Origin of the sequence: Micromonospora sp. NPDC049282, from assembly GCF_043197045.1 — a bacterium.
Lineage (GTDB): Bacteria > Actinomycetota > Actinomycetes > Mycobacteriales > Micromonosporaceae > Micromonospora.
Genome location: NZ_JBICSL010000016.1, coordinates 108154 through 131761 on the forward strand (window position 1 = coordinate 108154; position 23608 = coordinate 131761).

Consider the following 23608-nt stretch of genomic DNA (forward strand, 5'->3'; position numbering starts at 1 on the left):
TGACGCCCTCGGTGGGCGCCTGCCGGTAACACCCGCGGCCCTCCGGTGCGGTTGCGGCCGGTCTCTGTCCGGGAACCGACCGCGGTCACTCGAACCTCACCGTGATGCTGGCCCTCGTGGTGGTGCCGGGCACCGCCGAGTCCTCGCCGCCCCGTTCCACCGACACCGGGATCTGGTGGTCCGGCCCGGTGGTCCGGCGCATGAAGTGCAGGCCCACGACGGCCCGTTCGCCCGGGTCGAGCGGGTCGGGATAGCAGTAGAAGAAGCTGCCCCGGTGGGTCGCCGTGGGACAGCCCTCGAGAAGCGTGTGCTCGTGCGTGTCCTCCGCGCTGTCCGGCAGGGTGAGCCGGACGTCGGTCAGCCGGGTGGGGCCGAGGTTGGTGAACGTCACGGTCGTCGTGCCCCGTCGCCACCCGTCGGCGTCCGGCGGGCCGTAGACGACCGGGGTCGTGGTGACGGCGAACAACGGAGACACCGGCGTCGGCCCGGACGGCGACGTGGACGCCAGCGGTGACGGCTCGACCGGGAAGGCGGTCGGCCCGCCGGTCTGGGCGAATCGGCCGTCCGTCCAACGGTAGACCCGGGTCTGCCGGTGCGACGCGTCCGGCTCCGTGTCATCGGTCCCGGCCCGGTCGCTGACCTCGACCCGGACCGCGCCGTCCGGCCGCGCGTCGAACGCGACCAGCCACTCCGGCCGCCGCGGGTCGGACCGGAAGACCCGACCGAGCGCCACCGGCGTGCCGGCCGGGTCCCGGTCGAACGCGACCACCTGCTCCGGGTACGGGCCGGGGCCCCGCAGGCAGCGCAGCACCGCCACCGGTTCCGGCACGCCGTCGCCGTCGACGTCGCCGTAGGCGTACGCCGCGTTCGACAGCACCACGTCGCCGCCGGCGCCGGCCCGTTCCACGAGCCGCACGCCGCGGGTCCGGCAGTCGGCGCCCGCCGGCCAGGCCGGCAGGTCGACGGTGGCCGCGAGCAGCTCCGCCCGTTCGATCCGGCCGGCCGGCGCGCTCGGCGAGGCGGACGCGCCGGTGCTCGGCAACCCGGTCGGGGCGGGCGACGTGGTCGGCTCCGGCGACGTCGCCGGCGCCGGCGCGGGCTGGCGGCCCAGGGCGGCCCAGGCGGCCACCGGCGCGGCGACCGCCACCGCGACCACCACGGCCACGGTGGCCACCCGACGACGCCGCCGGAGTCGCACCGTGCGCCGCACGGCGTCCGGTCCGGCCGGCACGACGGCGTCGAGGGTCAGCGCGCGGTACGCCTCGAACTCGCCGCTCAGGCGCGCGTCCCGGGGCTCAGACATGATCGGTCACCTCGTTCGTGGTGGTGAGCTGTGCCGCCAGCGCGGCCCGCCCCCGGTGCAGCCAGGACTTGACCGTGCCCTCCGGCACGCCCTCCTGCTCCGCGATCTGTCCGACGCTGAGGTCGGCCAGGTGGTGCAGCACCACGGCGCGGCGCTGCGCGGGAGGTAGCTGGGCGAGCGCGGCGGTCAGCGCCACCCGGTCCGGCCCGGGACCCGGCACGTGTTCCTCACGCTGCCGACGCAGCCAGGACTCCGCCGTCCGCAGCCGCCGCCAGCGGCTGGTGGCCAGGTTCCAGGCGACCCGGCGTACCCAGGCCACCGGGTCGTCGTAGCGGGAGACCCGCGACCAGCGGGCGAAGGCCCGGCAGAACGCCTCCTGCACCAGGTCCTGCGCCTGGGACAGATCACCGCAGTACGCGGCGAGCTGCACGGTCAGCGACCGGAAGTGCGCATGGTAGAGGCCGTCGAAGTCGACCACCTGGCGTCCGTCCGGACCGTCCGTCGTCTCGTCGGGTGGCGGCTCGCCGAGCCGCGCCTCCCTCGTCACCGTCATCCGTTCCTCCCCGTATGCGCCGCCGGGCGCAGTCCCACCCGTCACACGTGCTGACGCCGCCGCCGGTTGCGTCGGTTGCGCCGGTTGCGCCGTCGGGGGCTGTGGTTGACTGTCGGTTCAGAGACAGCGCAGGGAGGCCCGAGGTGCAGTTGCCGGCCGTGCTCGGCGAGCCGATCCGGTTCGTGCTGAACTGGGGCCGCCGTTACTCGCTCTGGGTGTTCAACTTCGGCCTGGCCTGCTGCGCCATCGAGTTCATCGCGACCAGCATGGGCCGGCACGACTTCATGCGGCTCGGCGTGATCCCGTTCGCCCACGGCCCCCGGCAGGCCGACCTCATGGTGGTCAGCGGCACGGTCACCGACAAGATGGCCCCGGCGGTCAAGCGGCTCTACGACCAGATGCCCGAACCGAAGTACGTGATCTCGTTCGGCGCCTGCTCCAACTGCGGCGGTCCCTACTGGGACTCCTACTCCGTGACCAAGGGCGTCGACCAGCTCATCCCGGTCGACGTCTACGTGCCCGGCTGCCCACCGCGCCCGGAGGCGCTGCTGCACGGCATCCTCCGCCTCCAGGAGAAGATCGCCGCCGAGCAGTCCGGCATCGGCGGCGTGTCCCGCCCGGACCGGCTCGCCTCCCCGGCGGATGTGGTCCCCCGGCCGGTGGAGGCGCTGACCGCGCCTCCGGTGCGTCCGCCGGCCGACTGAGCCCCCCGGTGGCGGGGCGGCGCTAGCCTGCGGACCATGACCGACTCCCCGGAGAAGCGTTCCGCCTTCATCGTCGACGTGCTGACCGAGGAGTTCGGCGCGTCCATGGCGATCGACCCGGCGGCGTTCCGCCGGAAGTTCCGCAAGATGGCCGCCTCACCGTTCGCGTTCTACCGGGGCAGCGCCTCGCTCTTCTACGCCGACCAGCGCGGCGACTTCGCCAGCGACCGCTATCTCGACGGCCGGACCAGCCGGGTGTGGATCCACGGTGACCTGCACGCCGAGAACTTCGGCACCTACATGAACGCCTCCGGCCGGCTCGTCTTCAACGTCAACGACTTCGACGAGGCGTACGTCGGGCCGTTCACCTGGGACCTGAAGCGTTTCGCCGCCAGCGTCGCCCTGCTCGGCTACGCCAAGGCGCTCTCCGACCGGGTGATCGGCGACCTGGTGACCGGCTTCGCCCGGTCCTACCTGGCCGAGCTGCGGGCCATCGCGGCCGGCGGGGACGACGCGATCGGCTCGATCACGTTGGAGAACGCCGACGGCGTGCTGCGCCGGGTGCTCCAGCAGGCGCGGCTGAGCACCCGGGTGGACCTGCTCGCCGCCCAGACCACGGTCGACAACTACGAGCGCCGGTTCTCGCTCGGCGACGGCGTGCACGAGATCGACGCGGCGACCCGTGAGCAGGTCTGCGCCGCGTTCGCCGGCTACCTCGACACGCTGCCCGAGTCGACCACCCGGCACCGCCCGGTGGCGGCCGGCATCAAGGACGTGGTGCTGCGCAAGGGCGTCGGCATCGGCTCGGCCGGGCTGCCGTCGTACAACCTCCTGCTGGAGGGGCACACCGAGGCGCTGGAGAACGACGTCGTCATCTACATGAAGCAGGCCCAGGTGCCGGCGGTGGCGCGGCACATCGACGACGAAGGGGTCCGGTCGTACTTCCGGCACCAGGGGCACCGCACCGCCGAGTCGCAGCGGGCGTTGCAGGCGCACGCCGACCCGTGGCTGGGCTTCACCGAGCTGGACGGCGTCGGCCAGCTCGTCGCCGAGGTCTCCCCGTACGCGGCGGACCTCGACTGGGCCGACGTGAACGAGCCCGAGGAACTGGCCGGGGTGCTCACCGACCTGGGCCGGGCGGTGGCCCGGATGCACTCGGTGGCCGACGACGAGTCAAGTCACGACCTGGTCGACTACTCGACCGAGGAGTCGATCGTCGCGGCCGTGGACGCCGACGCCGACGGGTTCACCGGCTACCTGGTGGACTTCGCCCACCGGTACGGGATCCGGGCCCGGAAGGACCACCAGCTCTTCGTGGACCTGTTCCGCAACGGCCGGCTGCCCGGCATCTGAGCCGGCGCCCGGCTCACTGCCGGAAGTCCAGCACCACCTTGATGTCGTCGCCGGTCGACGCGTACGCCTCCCGGTAGGCGGAGACCGGCACCCGGCGGGTGATCAGCGCGTTCAGCCACGACTGGTCGGCCCGGGCGAGCGCCTCGCCGGCCAGCTCCCAGTGCCCCCGGCCGGCGTTGACCGAGCCGAACACCACGTTGTTCTCCAGCACCAGCTCCCGGTTCAGCGCGCCCGCGTCGAAGTTGATGGTCCGGCCGCCGCTGGACACGCCGGTGAGGCAGACGATGCCGTTCGGGGCGGCCTTGCACATCGCGTCCAGCACCACGGGCGGCGCGCCGGTGCACTCGACCACCACGTCCGGTCGGAGGTCCAGCTCGGCCACGGTCGAGGTGTGGTACGTCGCGCCGAGCGCGCGGACCAGGTCCGGCTTCGGCCCGGTGGTGTTGCGGTCCAGCACGTGCACGGACAGCTCGCGCTGGCTGGCCAGCAGTGCGGCCAGCAGGCCGATCGGCCCGGCCCCGGTGATCAGCGCGGTCTTCGGCTTCCACTCGGCCCGGCGGCCGATCCGCTCGATGTGGTCCCACGCCTTCGCCACCACGCTGGCCGGCTCCAGCAACATGCCCACCGACGCGAGCGCCGGGTCCAGGCCGACGGCGAACTTGGGTTGCAGCCGCCAGCGGTCCCGGGCGAAGCCGTTCAGCCCCTTGATGCCGTGCTCGGTGTACCGCCCGTTGCGGCACATGTCCCACTCGTCCACCGCGCAGTTCGCGCAGGGCACCGGATCGGGACGGCGGACCACGCCGGCCACCAGGTCGCCGGGGTGCAACGTGCCGGTCGGGTCCTCCAGCACCCGGCCCAGCGACTCGTGGCCGAGCACCAGCCGCTCCTGGCCCGGCGGCGCCTCGCCGTACTCCCCGGCGATGATCTCCTGGTCGGTGCCGCAGACGCCCACCGCCAGCGCCTCCACCAGGATCGCGCCCTCCTCGGGCGCCGGCTCGGGCCAGCCCTCGGTGAGCCGTAGCGAGTCCGGGGCACCGGGGGTCACAGTCACAGCGCGCACGACCCTCATCTTTCCCCGCCGGCCGCCCACCCGCCCGGCAAAGCGATGATCCGGGCCCGGACGGCCCGACCCGGCCCGGAGCCGTCGGCCATAGGATCAGCGCATGACTCCGGAAGAGGTCGGCCGGCGGGTGGTCGAGCTGCTCGCGCCCGTCGAGGCCACCGCGTCGGTCTCCGGCGGTCAGGGGTACGCCCGCGCCACCGTCGACGTACCCCCGGCGAGCTGGGCGGACGCGGTGCGTGCGGCGCGCGACGACGCCGAGCTGGGTTGCGACTTCCTCGACTGGCTGTCGGCGGTGGACGAGCTGGCCGACGGCTTCGACGTGGTGGCGCACCTCTGGTCCGTCCGGCACCGGCACGGGCTGCTGCTGCGTACCCGGATTCCCCGGGACACGCCGGTCGTGGCGTCCGTGGTCGACGTCTTCCCGGGCGCGGCGTGGCACGAACGGGAGACCCACGAGATGTTCGGCGTCGACTTCGCCGGCCACGGCGGGCTGCGGCCGCTGCTGCTGCCGCCGGAGTTCGAGGGCCATCCGCTGCGCAAGGAGTTCGTGCTGGCCTCCCGGGTGGCCAAGCCCTGGCCGGGCGCGAAGGAGCCGGGCGAGTCGGAGGCGGGCGGCGGTCGCCGGCCGATCCGGCCGCCGGGGGTGCCCGCGCCGGGGCAGTGGGGGACGACGCCCACGCCGGCCGGCGCGGCCGGGGCGGGCGAGGGCCCACGCGGCGGTACGCCGGCCCGCCCGGCCGGCGAGCGTCCGGCCCGCCCGGCCCGCGAGCGCCCGGCCCAGCCCGAGCCGGGGCCCGGCGCCGAGGCGGGGGAGGGCTGATGCCGGACTGGTTGGAGCTGGTCCTGCGGGTGGCCGGCGTGCTTGTCGCGTTCCTCACCCTGCCGCTGATCGTGGGCCAGGCCGAGCACAAGGTGATGGCCCACATGCAGGGCCGGCTGGGCCCGATGTACGCGGGCGGCTTCCACGGCTGGGCGCAGCTCGTGGCCGACGGGGTCAAGTTCGTGCAGAAGGAGGACGTCACCCCGCGCGACGCGGACCGACAGGTGTTCCGGCTGGCGCCGGCGGTGGCGCTGGTGCCCTATCTCCTCGTGCTGCTGGTCATCCCGCTCGGGCCGGGTGACCTGGTCGCCCAGCCGCTCGACATCGGCCTGTTCTTCGTGCTCGCCGTGGTGGGCATCGGCGTGCTGGCGGTACTCATGTCGGCCTGGTCCTCGGCCAACAAGTACAGCCTGCTCGGCGGGCTGCGCGGCGCGGCCCAGCTGCTCGGGTACGAGCTGCCGCTGGTGCTGGCCGCGGCCTCGGTGGCGATGGCGGCGGGCACGCTCAGCCTGAGTGGCATCGTCGAGGCGTGGCGACCCTGGTGGCTGCTCTGGCAGGCGCCGGCCATGGTGATCTTCTTCGTGGCCGGGCTGGCCGAGATCCGCCGTCCGCCGTTCGACATGCCGATCGCCGACTCCGAGCTGGTCTTCGGCTACATGACCGAATACACCGGCCTGCGCTTCGCGTTCTTCCTGCTCGCCGAGTACGTCGGCATCGTGGTGATCGCGGCGCTGACCACGGTGCTCTTCCTCGGTGGTTGGCAGGGCCCGTTCGCCGACGCCCAGCTCGGCTGGCTGTGGACGCTGCTGAAGGTGTTCGCCGTGGCGTTCGTGATCATCTGGCTGCGGGTGAGCTACCCCCGGCTGCGCGAGGACCAGCTCCAGCGCCTCTGCTGGCTGGTCCTGGTCCCCCTGGCCCTGGCCCAGCTCGTCCTCACCGTCGCCGTCCGCCTCGCCCTGTAAGGCGGGGCCCCCTCTTGACGTTTCCGGTAGAGGAGGGGGCCCGGCTCAACACCTCGTCTCAGCGCAGCGGCGTGTGGGCGGGGTCGACCCGCTCCTCGGGAGCGGGGGGGGGGGGTGGGGTGCCGTCGCCGAAGGGGCGACCGCCCAGGGTCTCCCGGTCGTGGGGGGTGAGCCAGTTCGACAGGTCGGGCCCGAGCGGCACGATGCCGGTCGGGTTGATGTCGCGGTGCACCTCGTAGTAGTGCCGCTTGATGTGGTCGAAGTCGATCGTGTCGCCGAAGCCCGGCGTCTGGAACAGGTCCCGGGCGTACGCCCAGAGCACCGGCATCTCGCTCAGCTTCTGCCGGTTGCACTTGAAGTGCCCGTGGTAGACCGGGTCGAAGCGGACAAGCGTGGTGAACAGCCGCACGTCCGCCTCGGTGATCGTGTCGCCGACCAGGTAACGCTGCCCGGCCAGCCGCTCGCTCAGCCAGTCCAGCCGGTCGAAGAGCCGGTGGTACGCCCGCTCGTACGCCTCCTGGCTGCCGGCGAAGCCGCACCGGTAGACACCGTTGTTGACGTCGGCGAAGACCACCGCGTTGACCTCGTCGATCTCGCCGCGCAGACGCTCCGGGTAGAGCTCCGGCGCGCCCGGCCGGTGGTGCGCGGTCCACTCGGTCGACAGGTCCAGGCTCATCCGCGCGTAGTCGTTGGTGACCACCTGCCCGGTCGGCACGTCCACCAGCGCCGGCACGGTGATGCCCCGGTCGTAGCCGGGGAAGCGGGCGAAGTAGGCGTCGGCGAGCCGCTCGATGCCCAGCACCGGGTCCTTGCCGCCCGGGTCCAGGTCGAACGTCCAGCTCCGCTTGTCGTGGGTGGGGCCGGCCACCGCCTGCGAGATGGCGCCCTCCAGCCCGAGCAGCCGCCGGACGATGATCAACCGGTTCGCCCAGGGGCAGGCCCGGCTGACCGCCAGCCGGTAGCGGCCCGGCTCCACCGGCCAGCCGTCCCGCTCGTCCGCGGTGATCCGGGTCGCGATGTAGCGCTGGTCCCGGGTGAACTCGCCACCCGGCTCCACGTACTTGCCGCCGGTCCGGTCGAGGATCTCGTCGTCGCTGCCGCCCACGCCCACCTCCCGAGTCGAGTTCTGCTCCCATCATGGTCGCTCCGGCCGGTCGCGGCAGGTCGAGCGGCGTAGAGGGTGGCGCGGCGGACCGCATAGGCTGCCGGCCGTGACCGATCTGGAGGCGGCGGCCCGACGCTTCATCGCCGACGTGTGGAACGCCGGCCGCGAGGAGAGCGCGTACGAGCTGGTGGCCCCGGAGTGCCCCGGGCTGGGCGGCGCCGGGCCGGCGGCGGTGCTGGCCGGGCACCGGGACCGGCGGGCGTCGTTCCCCGACCTGCGCTACAAGGTCGTCGAGGTGGTGGCCGGCGACGCGCGGGTGGCGGTGCGCTGGCGGGCCGCCGGCACCCAGGCCGGGCAGTTCGGCCCGGTGCCGCCGACCGGCCGGGTGGTGAGCTATTCCGGGGCGTCGTTCCTGCGCTTCGACGACGCCGGGCGGATCGTGGACGTGTGGAGCGTCAACGAGCTGTTCCAGGTGCTCCAGCAGCTCGGCGTGCAGATGCTGCCGCCGCTCACACCCGGCGGGGCGTGATCCGGCTGATCGGCAGGTTCACCGGGAACGGCTCGCCGGTGTCGACGAACTTGGTCCACCGGCCGGTCTCCGCATAGATCTCGTGCACCGGATCGATCTTGTAGGTGTGGACGACCAAGCCGTCCTCGATCTCGATCCGCCAGTAGAACGGGATCCCGGCCTGCGCGTAGAGCGCCGGCTTGAGGACGCGGTCGATGGACCGTGTGCTGGGCGAGACGATCTCCACGGCGAGCACCACCTCGTGCGGCTCGTACCGGGACGGCTCACGTGCGGCGGCGGCCGCGGTGGTGACCAGCACGTCCGGAATGAAGTAGCGGGTGCGGTTGATCCGCACCCCGACCGCCTGGGTCACGTCGTACCCGTCCGGGCAGTCTTCGTCGAGAGCGACCATGAGCAGGGCAGCGATGCTCTGGTGCATCCGGGTGGGGGAGGGGGACATGAGCAGCACTCCATCGAGCAGTTCGCGGCGGCGACCGTCCTCCGGCAGCGCGTCCAGATCGTCGGTCGTCCACTCGCGCTCCTGCGGGTGGTCGCTCTCCAACGCGGCGGTCATCGGTAGGCCCTTCCCGGTGTGTCGTTCTCCCCGCGCTCACGATACCGCCGCCAAGAGTCGGGTGGTGGTCGCGCACGCCGGGGGCACAGGGCAGGATGGGCGGCATGAGCGAGCACGGTGGAGTGCCCGGCGGCGGGCTGGTGAAGGGCCTGGCGGTCACGTTGAAGACGATGACCCGCCGCTCGACCACCCAGCAGTACCCGGACGTCGCGCCCGAGCTGCCGCCCCGCTCCCGTGGCGTGATCGCGCTGCTGGAGGAGAACTGCACGGTCTGCATGCTGTGCGCCCGCGAGTGCCCGGACTGGTGCATCTACATCGACTCGCACAAGGAGGAGGTGGCGGTGCCCGGCGCCGCCCGCCCCCGCCAGCGCAACGTGCTCGACAAGTTCGACATCGACTTCTCACTCTGCATGTACTGCGGCATCTGCATCGAGGTCTGCCCGTTCGACGCGCTCTACTGGTCGCCCGAGTTCGAGTACGCCGAGTACGACATCAAGAACCTGCTGCACGACAAGGACCACCTGGGCGAGTGGATGGGCACCGTACCGCCGCCGCCGGCGCACGACCCGCTCGGCGACCCCGCCAAGGAGGAGACCACCGCCGCCCGCAAGGCCGCGGCGCCCGCCGCCCGTCCGGCCCCGACCCGGGTACGCTCCGACGCCGCCGAGGAGCCGGGCGGAGGCGCGGCCTCATGACCGGTGCGGACGTGCTGCTGCTCGCGCTCGGCGCGGTGGCGGTGGGCGCGGGCGCGCTGGTGGTGGCCACCCGCCATCTGGTCCGGGCCGGCCTGTGGCTGGTGGTCTGCCTGGGCGCGCTGGCCGGCGACTACCTGGTGCTCACCGCCGAGCTGGTGGCCTGGGTGCAGGTGTTGATCTACGTGGGCGCGGTGGTGGTGCTGCTGCTGTTCGCGGTGATGCTGACCCGGGCTCCGATCGGCCCTTCCGACGACCTCGACCGGCCCGGCTGGCCGGCCGCGCTGGTCGGCGCCGGCAGCGGCCTCGGCCTGGCCGTGCTGCTGGTCGACGCGTTCCGCTGGTCCCGGGTGGAGCTGCCCGCCGCAGGCACCGCCGAGCGCCTCGGCGAGCAGGTGTTCCGCGCCTGGGTGCTGCCGTTCGAGGTGCTCTCGGTGTTGCTGCTCGCCGCGCTCGTCGGCGCGATCGTGCTCTCCCGCCCGGACATCGGCCGCCCGGCCCCGCCCGCCGACGCCGTCGAACCGGCCGCGGTGGCCGCCGACGAGGGCGGGCGCCGGTGAGGCCGGTCATCCCGTACGTCACCGCCGCGCTGCTGTTCGGCCTCGGCGTCTACGGCGTGCTGCGTCGCCGCAACGCGGTGCTGGTGCTGATGGCCGTGGAGCTGATGCTCAACGCGGTCAACCTGGTGCTGGTCACCGCGGACACCACGGTTCGGGCCGCGCTGCCGCACTCCGGCCAGGTGTTCGCGCTGTTCGTGATCGTGCTGGCCGCCGCCGAGATCGGCGTCGGGCTGGCCATCGTGCTCCAGCTCTACCGGCTGCGGGCCAGCGTCACGGTCGACGACGTCCCGCTCACCGAACGGCCGCCGGCCGAGCGGGTGGGCGGGGGCGGCGAGCCGGCGTCGGCTGCCCCGGAAGGCGCGGCCCGATGAGCGCGCCGACGCTGTGGCTCGCGGCGGTGCTGCCGGGCGCGCCGCTGGTGGCCGGCCTGCTCGGGCTGCTGTTGCCGCCCGCGTCGCACGAGGACCGGGCGCCGGCCCGGCGGCTGGCGGTCGCGCTGGGCGTGGCCGGCGCGGCGGTGGCGCTGCTGGCCGCGCTGGTCTTGCTGTTCCGCGTCGACGCCCCGGTCGAGGCGGCCACCACCTGGGTCGAGCTGGGCGGGCTGCGGGTCACGCTGGGCCTGCGGCTGGACGGCGTGGCCGTGCTGGTCGCCACCGCGGTCGCCGTGGTGGCGCTGGCCGTGCAGGTCTACTCGACCGGCTACCTGCGTCGCGGCCCGCACGACGACGTCGACGTCGACCACCGCTACCCGCCGTACGCGGCACAGCTCAGCCTCTTCACCGCGGCCATGCTGACCGTGGTGGTGTCCGGCGACCTGATCATGCTGCTGATCGGCTGGGAGGTGATGGGCATCTGCTCGTACCTGCTCATCGCCCACGACCGGCGGCTGCCGGCGGCGCCCGGCGCCGCGGTGAAGGCGTTCCTGGTTACCCGCGTGGGTGACGTCGGCTTCCTGCTCGGCATCGCGCTGCTCGGCGTGGGCGCGGGCAGCTTCCGGATCGCCGACGTGCTGGCCCACGACTGGTCCACCGGCACGCTGACCGCCGCCTGCCTGCTGCTGCTGGCCGGCGTGGCGGGCAAGAGCGCCCAGTTCCCGCTGCACACCTGGCTGCCGGACGCGATGGCCGGCCCCACGCCGGTCTCCGCGCTGATCCACGCCGCGACCATGGTGGCCGCCGGGGTCTACGCGGTGGCCCGGCTGTTCCCGCTCTTCGACCGGGCCCCGGCCGCGCTCGCGGTGCTCGGCGTGCTGGCCTCGATCACCATCCTGCTCGGCGCGTTCGCCGCCACCGCGCAGGACGACATCAAGCGGGTGCTGGCCTGGTCGACGGTCTCCCAGATCGGCTACATGACCGGCGCGCTCGCGGTCGGCGCGCCCGCCGCCGCGCTGTTCCACCTGCTCACCCACGCCGCGTTCAAGGCGCTGCTGTTCCTCGCCGCCGGCGCGGTGATCCACGCGGTGGGCACCACGCTGATGTCCCGGATGGGCGGCCTGCGCGCCGGCATGCCGGTGACGTTCTGGTGCATGGTGGTCGGGCTCGGCGCGCTGGCCGGGGTGCCGCCGCTCGCCGGCTTCTGGAGCAAGGACGGCGTGCTCGCCGCCGCCGAGGCCGCCGCGCTGGACGGCGCCGGCCCGACCGCGACCTGGGTGGGCTGGCTGGTCTGGCTGGCCGGGCTGCTCGGCGTCGCGGTCACCGCCTGGTACGCGACCCGCCTGCTGCTGCGCACGTTCTTCGGCGCCGCCCGCTCGCCGCTGGTCCGCCCGCACGACCCGCCCGCGTCGCTGCGCTGGCCGGTGCTGCTGCTCGCGGTCCCGGCCGCGCTGCTCGGGCTGGCCGCGTTCGCGCCCTGGTTCGCCGACCGCCTGCGGGTGCCGGGCGACGCCTCCGGCGAGGCGGTGGAGCTGGTCCACCTCGCGCCGAACCTGATCCTGCCGTTCCTGCTGCTGCTGGCCGGCGCGGGCGTGGCCTGGGCCGGCTGGCGTCGGGATCCGGCCGCCGACCCGGCCCGCTTCCTGGGTCCGCTGCGGCCGGTGTTCGCCCGGGCGTTCCGGCTCGACGACGTCCAGCACGCTCTCGTCGTACGCCCGACCGGCGCGCTGGCGCGGGCCGTGCGGGCCGGCGACGAGCTGGGGGTGGACGGCCTGGTCGAGGGCACCGGCCGGGCGGCGGTGGAGCTGGGCGGCGGGCTGGCCGCGCTGCACCGGGCGGCGCTGCCGCGCGCGGCGGCCGGGGTGCTGGCCGGCGCGTTGCTGATCGGCCTGGCGGTCGCCCTGATCGGAGTCACCTCATGACGTTCGGGCAGGTCCTGTTGGTCGCGGTGGTCGCGGTCCCGGCGTTGGGCGCGGTCGCGACGGCCCTCGTCCCGGGTGACCGGGCCGGCCGGCTGGTCGGCACCGCCGCCGCCGCGCTGACGCTGCTGGCGACGCTGCCGCTGGTCGGCGGCGAGCACGGCTGGTTCGGGTACGGTCCACGGCCGGCGGTGCAGCCGTGGCACCGGCTCGACAGGCCCTGGGTGCCCGGTCTCGACCTGCGTTTCCACCTCGGGGTGGACGGCATCTCCTGGCCGCTGGTGGTGCTGACCGCGCTGCTGACGCTGCTGTGCTGCGGCTACACGCTGTGGCGGGTGCCGGCCGGTGGCGGCAGCGGCCGGGCGCTGGTGGCGTTGCTGCTGGTGGTCGAGGTGGGCATCCTCGGCACGTTCCTGGCGCTCGACCTGGTGCTGTTCTTCCTCTTCTTCGAGGTCGTCCTGCTGCCGATGTACGCGATCATCGCCGGCTGGGGCGGCGACGACCGGCGGCGGGCGGCCCGCAAGTTCGCGCTCTACACGCTGTTCGGCTCGGTGCTGCTGCTGGTCGGCGTCTACCTGGTGGTGGCCGCCGCGGGCACCGCCGACCTGGTCACGCTGACCGGCGGCGCGGGCCTGTCCCGGAGCACCCAGCTCGCCGCGTTCACGCTGCTGGCGCTCGCGTTCGCGGTGAAGAGCCCGCTCTGGCCGCTGCACTCGTGGCTGCCCGACGCGCACACCCAGGCGCCCACCGTGGGCAGCGTGATCCTCGCCGGGGTGCTGCTCAAGATGGGCACGTACGGGCTGATCCGGGTGGCCGTGGGGGTGGCGCCGGAGGGGGCCCGCTGGGCGTCGCCGGTGCTCGGCGCGCTCGCCGTCGCGGCGATCCTGATCGGTGGCCTGGTCTGCCTGGCGCAGGACGAGCTGAAGCGGTTGATCGCCTACTCCAGCGTGGGGCACATGGGGTTCGTGCTGCTCGGGGTGGCCACGCTCACCGCCACCGGTCTCCAGGCGGCGCTGATCGGCAACATCGCCCACGGGGTGATCACCGGGCTGCTGTTCTTCCTGGCCGGGGCGATCAAGGACCGGACGCACACCGGCTCGCTGGCGGAGCTGTCCGGCCTGCGGGAGACCGCGCCCCGGCTGGCCGGGCTGCTCGGTTTCGCGGCGGTCGCCTCGCTGGGGCTGCCCGGCCTGGCCGGTTTCTGGGGTGAGGCGTTCGCGGTGGTGGCCGCCGTGCGGCGGGGCGGCCCGCTGTGGTTGACGCTGGCCGTGCTGGCGGCGCTGGGCGGGGCGCTGACCGCCGCGTACCTGCTGCGGTTGCTGCGCCGGGTCAGCCACGGCCGGCCCAGCGCGGCGGTGGCGCCGCTCGGGCCGGGGCTGGCCGGGGCGGAGCTGACCGCCTGGGCGCCGCTTGTGGTGCTCGCGCTCGCGGTCGGCCTGGCGCCGGCGCTGGTCCTGTCCTACGCCTCCGGCCCGGTGGAGGCCCTGCTGGGGGTCGTGCCATGAGTCTGGTGCAGAGCGTCGACAACGTGGCGCTGCTCCCGGGATACCTGGCCGCCGGCACGGCCGTGCTGGTGCTCCTGGTCGACCTGCTGGTGGCCTGCCGAGCGGTGACCGTGGCCGTGGCGGCGCTCGGCGCGGCCGGCACCGCGCTGGGCGCGGCGCTGGTCGGCGCGGCGGGCGCCCGGCGCACGTTCTGCGTCGGCGCGGACTGTTCGTGGCTGTGGAACGGCCGGGCCGCCCTGGTCGGGGTGGTGATCGCGCTGCTGACGCTCGGCGTGCTGGCGATCTCCGGTCCGCTGCTGCGGGCCGGGCGCACCCCGGCCGGCGAATACTGCTTCCTGCTCGCCTGCGCGATGACCGGCGGTGTGGTGCTCGGCGCGGCAGGTGACCTGATCACCCTGCTGGTGGCGTTGGAGACGTTGACGCTGCCGCTCTACGTGCTGGTCGGGCTGCGTCGGGCCAGCCTGGCCGGGGCCGAGGCGGCGGTGACGTTCTTCGTGGTCAGCGTGGTCGCCAGCACGGTGACGCTGCTAGGCGCGGCGCTGCTGTACGCGGTCACCGGCAGCCTGCACCTGGACCGGTTGGGCGGCACCCTGGCCGCCCGGGGTGACCTGCGTGAGCTGCCGCTCACCACGGTCGCGGTGGCGCTGGTGGTGGCCGGGCTGGCGTTCAAGGTCGCCGCCGTGCCGTTCCACGCCTGGGCACCGGCCACCTACGACGGCGCGCCGCTGCCGGTGGCCGCCTACCTGTCGACCGCCTCGAAGCTGGGCGGGGTGGTGGCGTTGCTGGCGGTGGTGCAGCGGGCGCTGCCGGCCGGCGTGACCGGTCCGGTGCTGGCCCTGCTCGCGGCGCTGACCATGACCGTGGGCAACCTGGTGGCGCTGCGCCAGCGGCGTACCGTCCGGTTGCTGGCCTGGTCGTCGGTGGCCCAGGCGGGTTACATCCTGGCCCCGCTCGGCGCGTTGGCGCTGGCGGCGGGGCGCACCGCCGACGCCCGCGGCGGCGCGTACGCGGCGGCCGTCGCGTACACCGTCTTCTTCGTGCTGCTGGAGCTGGCCGCGTTCGCGGCGGTGGTGGCGTTGCGGCCGGCGGACGGCGACGGCGGCACGCTGGCCGACCTGCGCGGCGCGGCGCGGCGGCACCCGTGGGTGGGCGGCGCGTTCGCACTGGCGTTGATCGGCCTGGCCGGCCTGCCGCCGGGGCTGGCCGGGCTGTTCGCCAAGGTGACCGTGGTCCGGTCGCTGCTGGCCGGGCACGCCGGCTGGCTGGCCCTGGTGGTGGCGTTGAACGCGGTGCTCGGCCTGGCCTACTACCTGCGAATGGCCGCGACGCTCTACGCGGCGCCCGACGGCGCCGCCATGATCCGCCCGGCCCGCAGCGTGGCGGTGGCGCTCGGCGTGGCCACCGTGGCGGCCGTGGTGATCGGTTTCGCACCGCAGCTCGTGCTCGACGTCGCGGCGCGCTGACCCGGTTCGTGCCCGGTTGGGCGGCTGGCTCAGCGGGCGCACAGGAATCCCCAGCCAACTTTCAGCCATGAGCCGGATGGTTGACGGGTACCGGTGTGTTGAACCGGTCAGCGGGACACCCGCGTGGGCCCGCGCACCGAAGGAGCGATCGATCGTGCATCACAACCGTCTCAAGACCGCAGCGCTGCTCGGCCTGTTGACCTCGCTGATCCTGGCGGTCGGCTACTGGTTCGGCGGTAGCGGCGGTCTCGTCATCGCCGTGGTCGTCTCGTTGCTGATGAACGGCGTCACCTACTTCTTCTCCGACAAGCTCGCGCTGCGCTCGATGAAGGCGCAACCGGTCAGCGAGGCACAGTTCCCCGAGCTCTACCGGATGGTGCGGGAGCTGTCCACGCAGGCCGGCAAGCCGATGCCCCGGCTCTACGTGAGCCCGACGTCGCAGCCGAACGCGTTCGCCACCGGGCGTAACCCGGAGCACGCGGCGGTCTGCGTCACCCAGGGGATCGTGGAGGTCCTCGACTACCGGGAGCTGCGTGGCGTGATTGGACACGAGCTGTCCCACGTCTACAACCGGGACATCCTGATCTCCAGCGTGGCGGCCGGCCTGGCCGGCATCATCACCATGCTGGCCAACCTGGCCTGGTTCATCCCGCTGGGCTCCTCCGACGACGAGGACGGCCCGAACCCGGCGGTGCTGCTGCTCACCCTGATCCTCGGCCCGATCGCGGCCACCGTGATCCAGTTGGCGATCAGCCGCAGCCGGGAGTACCAGGCCGACGCGTCCGGCGCAGAGCTGAGCCGCGACCCGCTCGCCCTGGCCAGCGCCCTGAAGAAGATCCACATGGGTACGCAGGCCCGCCCGCTGGCGCCGCAGGGCCAGCTCGCCAGCACCGCCCACCTGATGATCGACAACCCGTTCAAGCGGGGCGGCGGCATCGCCGCGATGTTCGCCACCCACCCGCCGATGGAGCAGCGGGTGGCCCGGCTGGAGCAGATGGCCCGCAACTCCGGGCCGGTGCAGTTCCAGCGCTGACCCGTCCGTCCTCCTCCGCCCGCGTCCCGCCGGACGCGGGCGGAGGCGTGTTCAGGCCGGCTCGGTCAGCCGGTCCGGCCGGGTGGTCAGCACCACGGCGAGCAGCACCAGCCCGGCCGCCAGGTAGGCCGCGGCCGGGCCGAACAGCGCGGCGGTGCCGCCGAGGAGGAAGATCCCGACCCCGGAGAACATGATGTTGGAGGCGATCATGGTGGCCTCCACCTGGCCCATCCGCTCCCGGGGCGCCAGCCGCGCGAACGTCGCCTGCGCGCCGATCAGCCATCCGCCGCCGGCGCCGATCAGCGCGTTCGCCAGGGCGATGGCCCAGACCGGCGCGTCGAGCGCCACCAGCAGGGCGGCCAGCAGCAGCGCCGCGCCGAGCGCCCGGACGGCCACCACCTGGCCGGCCACCCGGGCCAGCCAGCCGCGATGACCGACCACGAGCACGAACACGGCGCCGCCGAACGACGAGGCGGCCAGCAGCACCGGCCGCCAGCCACCGCCGGCCAGGTCCGGGGCGAGCGTCTCCGGCAGCGCGCCGGACAGCACGGTGGCCAGGGTGAGCAGGGCGACCCCGCGCAGCACCGGATGGCCGGCGATGATCCGGATGCCGGCCGTGGCGGGCGGTCGCCGGCGCCGCCCCTCCTGCGGGCCGACCGGCAGGCCGGCCAGGATCACCGCCGCGATCAGGAACGTGACCAGGTCGATCACGAGCGCCAACCGGGGGCCGAGCGCCACCGTCAGGCTCGCGCCGGCGAGCAGGCCGACGACCTGTCCGCTCTGGTTGGCGAAGGCGGAGAGCCCGAACAGCGGCAGTCGCAGCGGGACCGCCACCGCCTCGGCGGCGACCGCCACGTGCACGCTCGAGTAGGCGGCCCGGACCGCGCCGAGCAGGCCGGCCGCCAGGATCGCCGGCAGCGGCCGGGGAACCGCGACCGGTACGGCGATGAGCGCCGCGCCGGCCAGCGAGAGCGCGACCAGCATGGTGCGTCGGGACGGCACGTCCAGCCAGCCGCTGAACACGGTCGCGACCAGCAGCGCGGGCAGCATCCGGGCGGCGTAGACGGCGGCCGGCCCGAGCACCGAACGGGTCTGGTCGTAGGCGAGCAGCAGCAGCGCGGCCAGCCCGACGAAGTCGCCCAACTCGGAGACGCCCCGGGCGAGGAGCAGCCGGGCCGCGACCGGATGCCGGAAGAGCGCGCGGTAGCCGGGGGAGGGCGTCGCGGTGTCGGTCATCGGTGCGACGGGTCCACTTCCTCGACCCCGACCCGCAGCGGCGCGACGGCCCTGCCGCTCATCCGACCTCCGATCACGCCGGCGGCCGACCCCGCCGCCGTTGGCATGGACTCAGTTCGATGAGCAACCTACCCCCTGGCCGCCAGTGAGGCAGCCCCGGTACGGGCCCTACTTCTCGCAGAGGCGCTTCCGGGAGAACGGCGGTCCCGGCGACACGTGGCCCCGCCAGACCGGGTTGATGGTGACCGCCAGCGACGGGACCTGCCAGGCCGCACCGAGCAGCTGGAACGTGCCGTACTCGCGCCGCCGCGACTGGGGGTCTTGCCGGACAGGAAGTCGATCGCCCGGTCGCTGATTTCCTGCTGCCCCAGCAGCCCTCCGTGCAGGGCGGAAACCTCGTAGACCGGGATCTGGGTGTACGGGCCGGGCGGGAGTTCGGTCGCGCTGACCGTGGGCAGGAAGGCGATCATCCGGATGCCGGGGACCGGGCACATGGTCTGGAACCGGTAGAACGGCGCGTTCTTCATCAGCGAGCGGATGAACGGCTCGTCCGGGCTGTCGGAGCCGCCGCTGAGGCGGGCCGCCAGCGCGAAGATCCCGCGCAACTGCCAGCCGGGGGCGACCCCCCAGCCCGCCGTCGCGTCCTCCGGCGGGTAGTAGTCATCGCCCCCTCGCTCTCGCCGAGCAGCGCCACCGGCCGCCCGGTCCGGGCGTGCAGCGCGTCCACCTGCTGGGCGAGCAGGGCCGAGCTGGAGTCGAGCGAGCGGTGCGTGTCCCGGGACTCGTACGGCAGCGGGCGACCGGCGGCGTCCCGGCCGACGTAGGAGAACGTCTCCACCGCCGGGTCGACGGCGGGCCGCCCGTCGTAGCGCGAGTTGTGCGGGCCGAGCACGATCACCGCGTACCGCACCGAGGGGGGTAGCCGCCGCTCGAGCAGCAGCGGCCGGAACACGTCCACCTGGTACGACGGGTTCGACGTCACCACCTGGGCGGTCAGCGGGATGGCCAGGGCGAGCGCCACGACGAACGGGGCCACCGGCACCCGGGCCCAGCGGATCACCACGAAGTCGAGCAGCGACCAGCCGACCAGCGCCGCCGACGGCAGGCCACGCCACCAGCCCGCGCCGATCGCGGCCCGTTGCAGGAACGGCGCGAGCAGCAGCATCGGCCCCACGGCGGCGAACACGAACCAGGAGAGCGACACCACCCCGGCGGCGACGGCGAGCGCGGCGAACGGCGAGACGATCACCACGGTCATCGCCGCGATCCCCAGGTTGCGCAGCAGGATCCGCCGGCCGGCCGGCCGGGTCGACTCGGCCGGCCAGGCGAGGCTCACCAGCGCCGCGCTGAGGAGCCCGCGCAGCCCGATGGCGACCACCAGTCCGACCGCGAACGCCTGCCAGGAGTTGTGGTAGACGAGCAGCCACCGCATGTCGTTGTACGAGTCGTACGGCCAGACGGCCGAGCCCTGCGGCGAGAGGCCCTCGGCGCTGTGGAAGTCGAGCATGAGGAACAGCACGTTCTGCAGCACCGGGACGGCCGCGGCGAGCGCGACGAGTCCGAGCAACCTGCCCCTCGGGTGGCCCGACCGCTCCTCCTCGACCCGGACGTCCCGTCCTGACTCTCCGACGCCGCATGCCGGCGCGGGACGGATTCCCGGGAAAGGCGCACGGTCGGGCCGCTGTGAGGCAGCCGACCGTTTCGTCCGGCCCGGTACGGCGTTAGGGTCGGAGGGCTTCTGACTCATTACATCCGGGAGGTCGACCGTGGCCGCACTGCGCCAGTACCTGGGCGTCTGGCGGATCCCCGGCGCGCCGATGCTGCTGATCCTCGGCATCGTCGGCCGGCTGGGGATCGGCATGACCCCGCTGGCGCTGCTGCTCGTGGTCGAACAGGTCACCGGGCGCTACTCGCTCGCCGCCGTGGCCGGCGGCATCTACGCGCTCTCCGGCGCCGCGCTCAGCCCGGTCGCCGGCCGGATCGCCGACCGGGTCGGCCCCACCCCGGTGCTGCTGGCCACCGCGCTGGCCCACCCGCTGGCCCTGATCGGGCTGCTCGGCGCGAGCCGCGCCGAGGTCGCCAACCTCACGCTGATCTACCTGGCGGCGGGCGTCGCCGGCGCCACCTACCCGCCGCTGACCGCCGCCATCCGGGGCGCCTGGAACGACCTGACCGCACCGGCCACCGGGCGGAGCCACCTGCGCAACACCGCGCTCGCCGCCGAGACGTCGCTGTTCGAGGTCGTCTTCGTGCTCGGCCCGCTGCTGGTGGCCGGCTTCGTGCTGGCCGCCGACGCGTCCGCCGCGCTGGTCGGCGCCGCCGTGGTCACTTTCGTCGGCACCGGCTCGGTCGCCCTCGGCCGGGTGATGCGCGGCTGGCGTCCGCACCCGCGCGAGCACCACGCCCGGGGCCTCGGCCCGCTGCGGCTCGGCGGCTTCCCCGCGCTGCTGCTCTGCGTCGCCAGCCTCGGCATCGCGTTCGGCGCCTCCGGCGTGACCGTCCCGGCCTTCGCCGGGAACACCGGCGCCGGCGACCCGGAGAGCCTGGCCGGCGTGCTGCTCGCCGTCTGGGGCATCGGCAGCGCCGTCGGCGGCTTCTCCTTCGGCGTACGCCGACCCGCCGCCAACATGACCCGCCAGTTCGCCTGGCTGCTCGGCGCGGTCGCGGCCAGCTTCGCCGTCTTCGCGGTGATGCCCGGCCCGGTCGCGCTCGGCATCGCCCTGGTGCTCGGCGGCGCCGCCATCGCGCCCGCCCTGACGCTGGAGAACACGCTGGTCGGGCGGGTCGCCCCGGCCGGCATGCTGAACGAGGCGTACAACTGGGTGGTCACCATGTCAGTGGCGGCCAGCGCCGTCGGCGGCGCGGTGGCCGGGCTGATCGTCGACCACGCCGGCGGCGTGCCGTGGGCGTTCCTCTTCGCCGGCGCGGCGGTCGGCGTCGGCGCCGTGGTCGCCGCGCTGCCCGGCGGCCCGATCGCCCGCGCCGAGGCCGCCGCGGTCCGCGCCGAGCAGTCCCTCGCCGCCTGACCCGGTTTTGATCAACACCAGCTCGCCGAGGTGGCGGTATCCCGGCGTCGTCGTTTCCGCCACCTCGCCGAAGTGGAGTCGATCAACTAGCGGTAGTTGTTGAACTGGAGCGCGACGCCGAAGTCCTCGCCCTTGAGCAGCGCGATGACGGCCTGGAGGTCGTCCTTCTTCTTGCCCGTGACGCGGAGCTGGTCGCCCTGGATCTGCGCCTGGACGCCCTTCGGGCCCTCGTCGCGGATCTTCTTGCTGATCGCCTTCGCCTTGTCGGTGTCGATGCCCTGGATCACCTTGGCGTCGATCTTGAAGATCTTGCCGGACGCCTTCGGGTCGCCCGCGTCCAGCGACTTCAGCGAGATGTTGCGCTTGACCAGCTTCTCCTTGAAGACGTCGAGGGCGGCGCGCACCCGCTCCTCGGTCTCCGCCTGGAGGCTGATCCCCTCCTCACCCGACCACGAGATCTCGGCGCCGGTGCCGCGGAAGTCGAACCGCTGCGAGAGCTCCTTCTCCGCTTGGCGGAGGGCGTTGTCGACCTCCTGACGGTCGACCTTGCTCACGATGTCGAAGGACGGGTTCGCTGCCATGCTCATGCTCCTGCTGTCCGGCGGTGTGTCCTGATCCGTCCCGCACTGACCAGCGTGGGACCTCCTGACGGTACCCCGTTGCGGAGGGGCCGGGGTCAACCGCTATCCTTGCTTCCGCCGCCGCGTTGCGACGCGGTGGGGTGCCCTGGCGGGTTGCCCGAGCGGCCAATGGGAGCGGACTGTAAATCCGTCGCGAAAGCTTCAGAGGTTCGAATCCTCTACCCGCCACCAGGTGCAGATGCGGCCCCTGACCAGCAGAGATGCTGATCGGGGGCCGTTCTCGTTCGTCCGGGGGAGTCCGGCTGGGTCCAGCCGTCTACGACTGGTTGTGGGCAGATGGTGGGGCAGGTCGATCTTGCCCGCTGAGGGCTTCTCTGTGGCTGCGGACGCTGGGGTTGATGGCTGAGGCCTGGTCTGACGGGGCCGCGCATGTAGCGATCGGCTGAGGGTCCGCGCCGGCTGTGTGCGAGGGGCCGGGGGCAAGCCAGTCCCGGGGTTGGACTGGCGCGGCAGCCGGTAGCCCTGACCGTCGACCAGGCCGACCGGTTCGGCTTCCGTACCGCCTGGCCGTGATCGTGCCGCCGGCCGGGTTACCGCCCCGCGACGCGCGGAGCGCGGCGCCTTGATCCAGAACAGAACGAATCGGCAGTGACCCGCTGTGTCCAGTTGTCCTGTCACGGGACATGCTTGACGCTCGCGTCCCACCTGATGCCCGACACGATCGTCAAAAGGCGGGCGGAGGCCCTCACGGTCCGCGATAGGGACGCGCATCGGGCATGAGCGTGCACGCCAGGCGACTCGATCGGCGCCAGGTGCCGTAATGAAACACCTTGGCGGGCCACGGAGAAGCGGGGAAGATCGACCGTGAGGTGATCCACGTGCGGACGCGACTGCGGCAGATACGAATCGGTGCACGGACTTTTGTGTGGCGCGCAGAAATCCGGCACGTGCTGGGCAGCGGTGATTGCCACCGGTGCATTCGGCTGCGGGTGTGGGGCGCTGGGAAGACGAGCCAGGCACTCCAGGCAGATCTGCTCTCGGTCGCTTGGCCCGCGCCATCGGGGGCATGCGCCACCGACGACGCCTATCCGACGCCGGACCACGTACGAGCCGTCATCAGCTACGCCCTGAAGCACGGGTGGCAGCCCGAGAGGCACGGCGGAACGTTCGTGCTGACCGAGCACGAGCACGCGGCCGGGTTCAGCTTGCCCGACTTTCTTCTGACCGATCGGCTACGGACGCCCGAGAGCGCCGATCCCACGATCCGAGTAGTCCGCGCTTACGAGCTTCGTCAGAGAGCATGACGATCTTCGGCACATCGACAGGCGAGTTCGCCCGCAGGCGTTCGGGTGCCACCGACTGCAACCAGAACGACTGAGCAACCAAGGCTCGCTGTCGTGCATGTGCTGGGACGGATTGGTCAAGCATGTGGTGGGACTAGACACCCCGCTGTGTCCAGTGTCTAGAGGCGCAGTGCCCTACCTCTCTAGAGAGACGGGCTACAGGACTCGCCGCGGTGCAGTCCAGGACGGGAGCCCTTCCCTGGTGATGACGCGGCCTACCAACCGACCAGTCGGCGTCGAAAGCGTGACCCGAACTCCCGCGGCAGCGCCCGCCACGGACAACCGGTACAGGTCACATACAAGATCGCCGTAACGATCGCACGGATCGGATGCGCCGGCGGCCGTCCCCGCCGACCGGCCGACGCCGGCGTGACCAGCGGCGCGATCAACGCCCACTGCGCATCAGTCAGCTCACCGGGATACCGCCGCCGCACCGCCCGTTCCCGCTCCCTGCGCACCCGCTGCGGCGGATAACGGCGGGGCGACGCGGACGGCGTGACAGTGATCGGGTACAACGTCATCAGAAGGCCCTCGGGATGGAGACGGTTGGCTCGACACCACCGGACCTACCGAGGGCCTTCCCCCACTGACAACACGACACGCCGCCCGACCACCCACTTCTCAAACACTCACTTAGCACTAGCCCGTTCGCACTTGCGAATACGCTGGCGCTTGGCGCCTTGTGGAATCTGTATGGCCTTTAGCGGGGCGGTGGCTTGGTGATGTATACGCCTTTGCCCTGTCGGCCGTCGATCAGCCCTTCGGCCTTGAGCAGCAGCATGGCCGCCCGAATGACGGTGTTGCTGACGCCGTAGCTCTCGCAGAGCGCGGCGAACGAGTGAGGTTCCCCCGGTAGCTCGGAGGCTTTCGATCATGCTCTGATGGAGCTGAAGGGAGTCATCCGTGGCACCACCGAAGAAGTACCCCGATGAGC

General features: G+C 73.3%; 21 protein-coding genes, 1 tRNA gene and 2 pseudogenes. 14 read left to right on the forward strand and 10 right to left on the reverse strand.

All coding sequences use genetic code 11. The annotated features are described in order from the left end of the window. Nucleotides 1-85 precede the first annotated feature (85 nt). Both ACGFI2_RS23980 and ACGFI2_RS23985 read right to left on the reverse strand, forming a co-directional pair. A complete protein-coding gene (locus tag ACGFI2_RS23980; RefSeq protein WP_393520855.1) occupies nt 86-1303 on the reverse strand; it encodes a hypothetical protein in 1218 nt (405 codons plus the stop codon). Continuing rightward, complete coding sequence (locus ACGFI2_RS23985; RefSeq protein WP_393520857.1) at nt 1296-1856, reverse strand: SigE family RNA polymerase sigma factor; 561 nt, start codon at nt 1854-1856, stop codon at nt 1296-1298. Before ACGFI2_RS23985 ends, ACGFI2_RS23980 begins: the two co-directional genes overlap by 8 nt. A gap of 143 nt (nt 1857-1999) precedes the next feature. On the opposite strand from ACGFI2_RS23985, the gene ACGFI2_RS23990 reads away from it, so the two are divergent. Both ACGFI2_RS23990 and ACGFI2_RS23995 read left to right on the forward strand, forming a co-directional pair. Beyond that, nucleotides 2000-2560: an NADH-quinone oxidoreductase subunit B gene (locus ACGFI2_RS23990; protein WP_393520859.1), complete on the forward strand. Its 561-nt coding sequence runs from the start codon at nt 2000-2002 to the stop codon at nt 2558-2560. Nucleotides 2561-2596: 36 nt separating this feature from the next. Beyond that, nucleotides 2597-3913, forward strand: coding sequence for a DUF2252 domain-containing protein (locus ACGFI2_RS23995; protein WP_393520861.1), 1317 nt, complete (start codon nt 2597-2599; stop codon nt 3911-3913). A gap of 13 nt (nt 3914-3926) precedes the next feature. Here ACGFI2_RS23995 and ACGFI2_RS24000 read toward each other — a convergent pair whose 3' ends face one another. Further along, entirely contained in the window at nt 3927-4973 is a 1047-nt protein-coding gene (locus ACGFI2_RS24000) for a glucose 1-dehydrogenase (protein WP_393520863.1), read from the reverse strand. 103 nt (nt 4974-5076) lie between these two features. Here ACGFI2_RS24000 and ACGFI2_RS24005 point away from each other — a divergent pair, with 103 nt between their 5' ends. Both ACGFI2_RS24005 and ACGFI2_RS24010 read left to right on the forward strand, forming a co-directional pair. Next, the gene (locus tag ACGFI2_RS24005) at nt 5077-5796 is read left to right on the forward strand and encodes an NADH-quinone oxidoreductase subunit C (RefSeq protein WP_393520865.1); all 720 of its coding nucleotides are present in this window, start codon (nt 5077-5079) and stop codon (nt 5794-5796) included. Beyond that, complete coding sequence (locus ACGFI2_RS24010) at nt 5796-6758, forward strand: NADH-quinone oxidoreductase subunit H (protein WP_393520867.1); 963 nt, start codon at nt 5796-5798, stop codon at nt 6756-6758. Before ACGFI2_RS24005 ends, ACGFI2_RS24010 begins: the two co-directional genes overlap by 1 nt. Before the next feature lie 58 nt (nt 6759-6816). On the opposite strand, the gene ACGFI2_RS24015 is transcribed toward ACGFI2_RS24010, so the two are convergent. Continuing rightward, nucleotides 6817-7863, reverse strand: a complete 1047-nt coding sequence (locus ACGFI2_RS24015; RefSeq protein WP_393520869.1) for a glutathione S-transferase family protein — start codon at nt 7861-7863, stop codon at nt 6817-6819. A gap of 106 nt (nt 7864-7969) precedes the next feature. On the opposite strand from ACGFI2_RS24015, the gene ACGFI2_RS24020 reads away from it, so the two are divergent. Next, nucleotides 7970-8392: an ester cyclase gene (locus ACGFI2_RS24020; RefSeq protein ID WP_393520871.1), complete on the forward strand. Its 423-nt coding sequence runs from the start codon at nt 7970-7972 to the stop codon at nt 8390-8392. On the opposite strand, the gene ACGFI2_RS24025 is transcribed toward ACGFI2_RS24020, so the two are convergent. Continuing rightward, complete coding sequence (locus ACGFI2_RS24025; protein WP_393520873.1) at nt 8373-8945, reverse strand: Uma2 family endonuclease; 573 nt, start codon at nt 8943-8945, stop codon at nt 8373-8375. The genes ACGFI2_RS24020 and ACGFI2_RS24025 overlap by 20 nt on opposite strands. 104 nt (nt 8946-9049) lie before the next feature. Between ACGFI2_RS24025 and ACGFI2_RS24030 the strand changes: the two genes are divergently transcribed. The 7 genes from ACGFI2_RS24030 (at nt 9050) to htpX (ending at nt 16488) form a co-directional block, all read left to right on the forward strand. Beyond that, nucleotides 9050-9640 (forward strand): NuoI/complex I 23 kDa subunit family protein, encoded by a 591-nt coding sequence (locus tag ACGFI2_RS24030; RefSeq protein WP_393520875.1) that lies wholly within the window; start codon nt 9050-9052, stop codon nt 9638-9640. After that, nucleotides 9637-10197, forward strand: coding sequence for an NADH-quinone oxidoreductase subunit J (locus tag ACGFI2_RS24035; RefSeq protein ID WP_393520877.1), 561 nt, complete (start codon nt 9637-9639; stop codon nt 10195-10197). The genes ACGFI2_RS24030 and ACGFI2_RS24035 overlap by 4 nt, the downstream gene beginning before the upstream one ends. Then, on the forward strand, nt 10194-10568 hold the full coding sequence (nuoK, locus tag ACGFI2_RS24040; protein ID WP_393520879.1) for an NADH-quinone oxidoreductase subunit NuoK: 375 nt from the start codon (nt 10194-10196) through the stop codon (nt 10566-10568). The genes ACGFI2_RS24035 and nuoK overlap by 4 nt, the downstream gene beginning before the upstream one ends. Next, nucleotides 10565-12490, forward strand: a complete 1926-nt coding sequence (locus tag ACGFI2_RS24045) for an NADH-quinone oxidoreductase subunit L (protein ID WP_393520881.1) — start codon at nt 10565-10567, stop codon at nt 12488-12490. The genes nuoK and ACGFI2_RS24045 overlap by 4 nt, the downstream gene beginning before the upstream one ends. Next, a complete protein-coding gene (locus ACGFI2_RS24050) occupies nt 12487-13992 on the forward strand; it encodes a NuoM family protein (protein WP_393520883.1) in 1506 nt (501 codons plus the stop codon). The genes ACGFI2_RS24045 and ACGFI2_RS24050 overlap by 4 nt, the downstream gene beginning before the upstream one ends. Further along, a complete protein-coding gene (locus ACGFI2_RS24055) occupies nt 13989-15455 on the forward strand; it encodes an NADH-quinone oxidoreductase subunit N (RefSeq protein ID WP_393520885.1) in 1467 nt (488 codons plus the stop codon). Before ACGFI2_RS24050 ends, ACGFI2_RS24055 begins: the two co-directional genes overlap by 4 nt. A gap of 154 nt (nt 15456-15609) precedes the next feature. Continuing rightward, a complete protein-coding gene (gene htpX, locus ACGFI2_RS24060) occupies nt 15610-16488 on the forward strand; it encodes a zinc metalloprotease HtpX (RefSeq protein ID WP_393520887.1) in 879 nt (292 codons plus the stop codon). 51 nt (nt 16489-16539) lie between these two features. Here the strand turns inward: htpX and ACGFI2_RS24065 are convergent, their stop codons facing one another. Together ACGFI2_RS24065 and ACGFI2_RS24070 are read right to left on the reverse strand one after the other, a co-directional pair. Continuing rightward, complete coding sequence (locus ACGFI2_RS24065) at nt 16540-17724, reverse strand: MFS transporter (protein ID WP_393520889.1); 1185 nt, start codon at nt 17722-17724, stop codon at nt 16540-16542. Nucleotides 17725-18250: 526 nt separating this feature from the next. Next, nucleotides 18251-19291, reverse strand: coding sequence for a hypothetical protein (locus ACGFI2_RS24070; protein ID WP_393520891.1), 1041 nt, complete (start codon nt 19289-19291; stop codon nt 18251-18253). Nucleotides 19292-19490: 199 nt separating this feature from the next. On the opposite strand from ACGFI2_RS24070, the gene ACGFI2_RS24075 reads away from it, so the two are divergent. After that, on the forward strand, nt 19491-20750 hold the full coding sequence (locus ACGFI2_RS24075; protein ID WP_393520893.1) for an MFS transporter: 1260 nt from the start codon (nt 19491-19493) through the stop codon (nt 20748-20750). Nucleotides 20751-20836: 86 nt separating this feature from the next. Here the strand turns inward: ACGFI2_RS24075 and ACGFI2_RS24080 are convergent, their stop codons facing one another. Continuing rightward, on the reverse strand, nt 20837-21331 hold the full coding sequence (locus ACGFI2_RS24080) for a YajQ family cyclic di-GMP-binding protein (protein WP_091066126.1): 495 nt from the start codon (nt 21329-21331) through the stop codon (nt 20837-20839). Nucleotides 21332-21478: 147 nt separating this feature from the next. Between ACGFI2_RS24080 and ACGFI2_RS24085 the strand changes: the two genes are divergently transcribed. After that, nucleotides 21479-21562, forward strand: a tRNA-Tyr gene (locus ACGFI2_RS24085). A 1363-nt stretch (nt 21563-22925) separates the two neighbouring features. Here ACGFI2_RS24085 and ACGFI2_RS24090 read toward each other — a convergent pair. Both ACGFI2_RS24090 and ACGFI2_RS24095 read right to left on the reverse strand, forming a co-directional pair. Further along, nucleotides 22926-23096 (reverse strand): annotated as a pseudogene (locus ACGFI2_RS24090) (transposase); the annotation flags it as partial. Nucleotides 23097-23374: 278 nt separating this feature from the next. Then, nucleotides 23375-23512 (reverse strand): annotated as a pseudogene (locus ACGFI2_RS24095) (GntR family transcriptional regulator); the annotation flags it as partial. Nucleotides 23513-23608: the final 96 nt, after the last annotated feature.

Excerpts from the sequence above, each read along its gene's own strand:
- ACGFI2_RS23980 (WP_393520855.1), bottom strand. The coding sequence starts at position 1,303 with ATGTCTGAGCCCCGGGACGCGCGCCTGAGCGGCGAGTTCGAGGCGTAC.
- ACGFI2_RS23985 (WP_393520857.1), bottom strand. The coding sequence starts at position 1,856 with ATGACGGTGACGAGGGAGGCGCGGCTCGGCGAGCCGCCACCCGACGAG.
- ACGFI2_RS23995 (WP_393520861.1), top strand. The coding sequence starts at position 2,597 with ATGACCGACTCCCCGGAGAAGCGTTCCGCCTTCATCGTCGACGTGCTG.
- ACGFI2_RS24005 (WP_393520865.1), top strand. The coding sequence starts at position 5,077 with ATGACTCCGGAAGAGGTCGGCCGGCGGGTGGTCGAGCTGCTCGCGCCC.
- ACGFI2_RS24010 (WP_393520867.1), top strand. The coding sequence starts at position 5,796 with ATGCCGGACTGGTTGGAGCTGGTCCTGCGGGTGGCCGGCGTGCTTGTC.
- ACGFI2_RS24025 (WP_393520873.1), bottom strand. The coding sequence starts at position 8,945 with ATGACCGCCGCGTTGGAGAGCGACCACCCGCAGGAGCGCGAGTGGACG.
- ACGFI2_RS24030 (WP_393520875.1), top strand. The coding sequence starts at position 9,050 with ATGAGCGAGCACGGTGGAGTGCCCGGCGGCGGGCTGGTGAAGGGCCTG.
- ACGFI2_RS24035 (WP_393520877.1), top strand. The coding sequence starts at position 9,637 with ATGACCGGTGCGGACGTGCTGCTGCTCGCGCTCGGCGCGGTGGCGGTG.
- ACGFI2_RS24045 (WP_393520881.1), top strand. The coding sequence starts at position 10,565 with ATGAGCGCGCCGACGCTGTGGCTCGCGGCGGTGCTGCCGGGCGCGCCG.
- ACGFI2_RS24050 (WP_393520883.1), top strand. The coding sequence starts at position 12,487 with ATGACGTTCGGGCAGGTCCTGTTGGTCGCGGTGGTCGCGGTCCCGGCG.
- ACGFI2_RS24055 (WP_393520885.1), top strand. The coding sequence starts at position 13,989 with ATGAGTCTGGTGCAGAGCGTCGACAACGTGGCGCTGCTCCCGGGATAC.
- ACGFI2_RS24065 (WP_393520889.1), bottom strand. The coding sequence starts at position 17,724 with ATGACCGACACCGCGACGCCCTCCCCCGGCTACCGCGCGCTCTTCCGG.
- ACGFI2_RS24080 (WP_091066126.1), bottom strand. The coding sequence starts at position 21,331 with ATGGCAGCGAACCCGTCCTTCGACATCGTGAGCAAGGTCGACCGTCAG.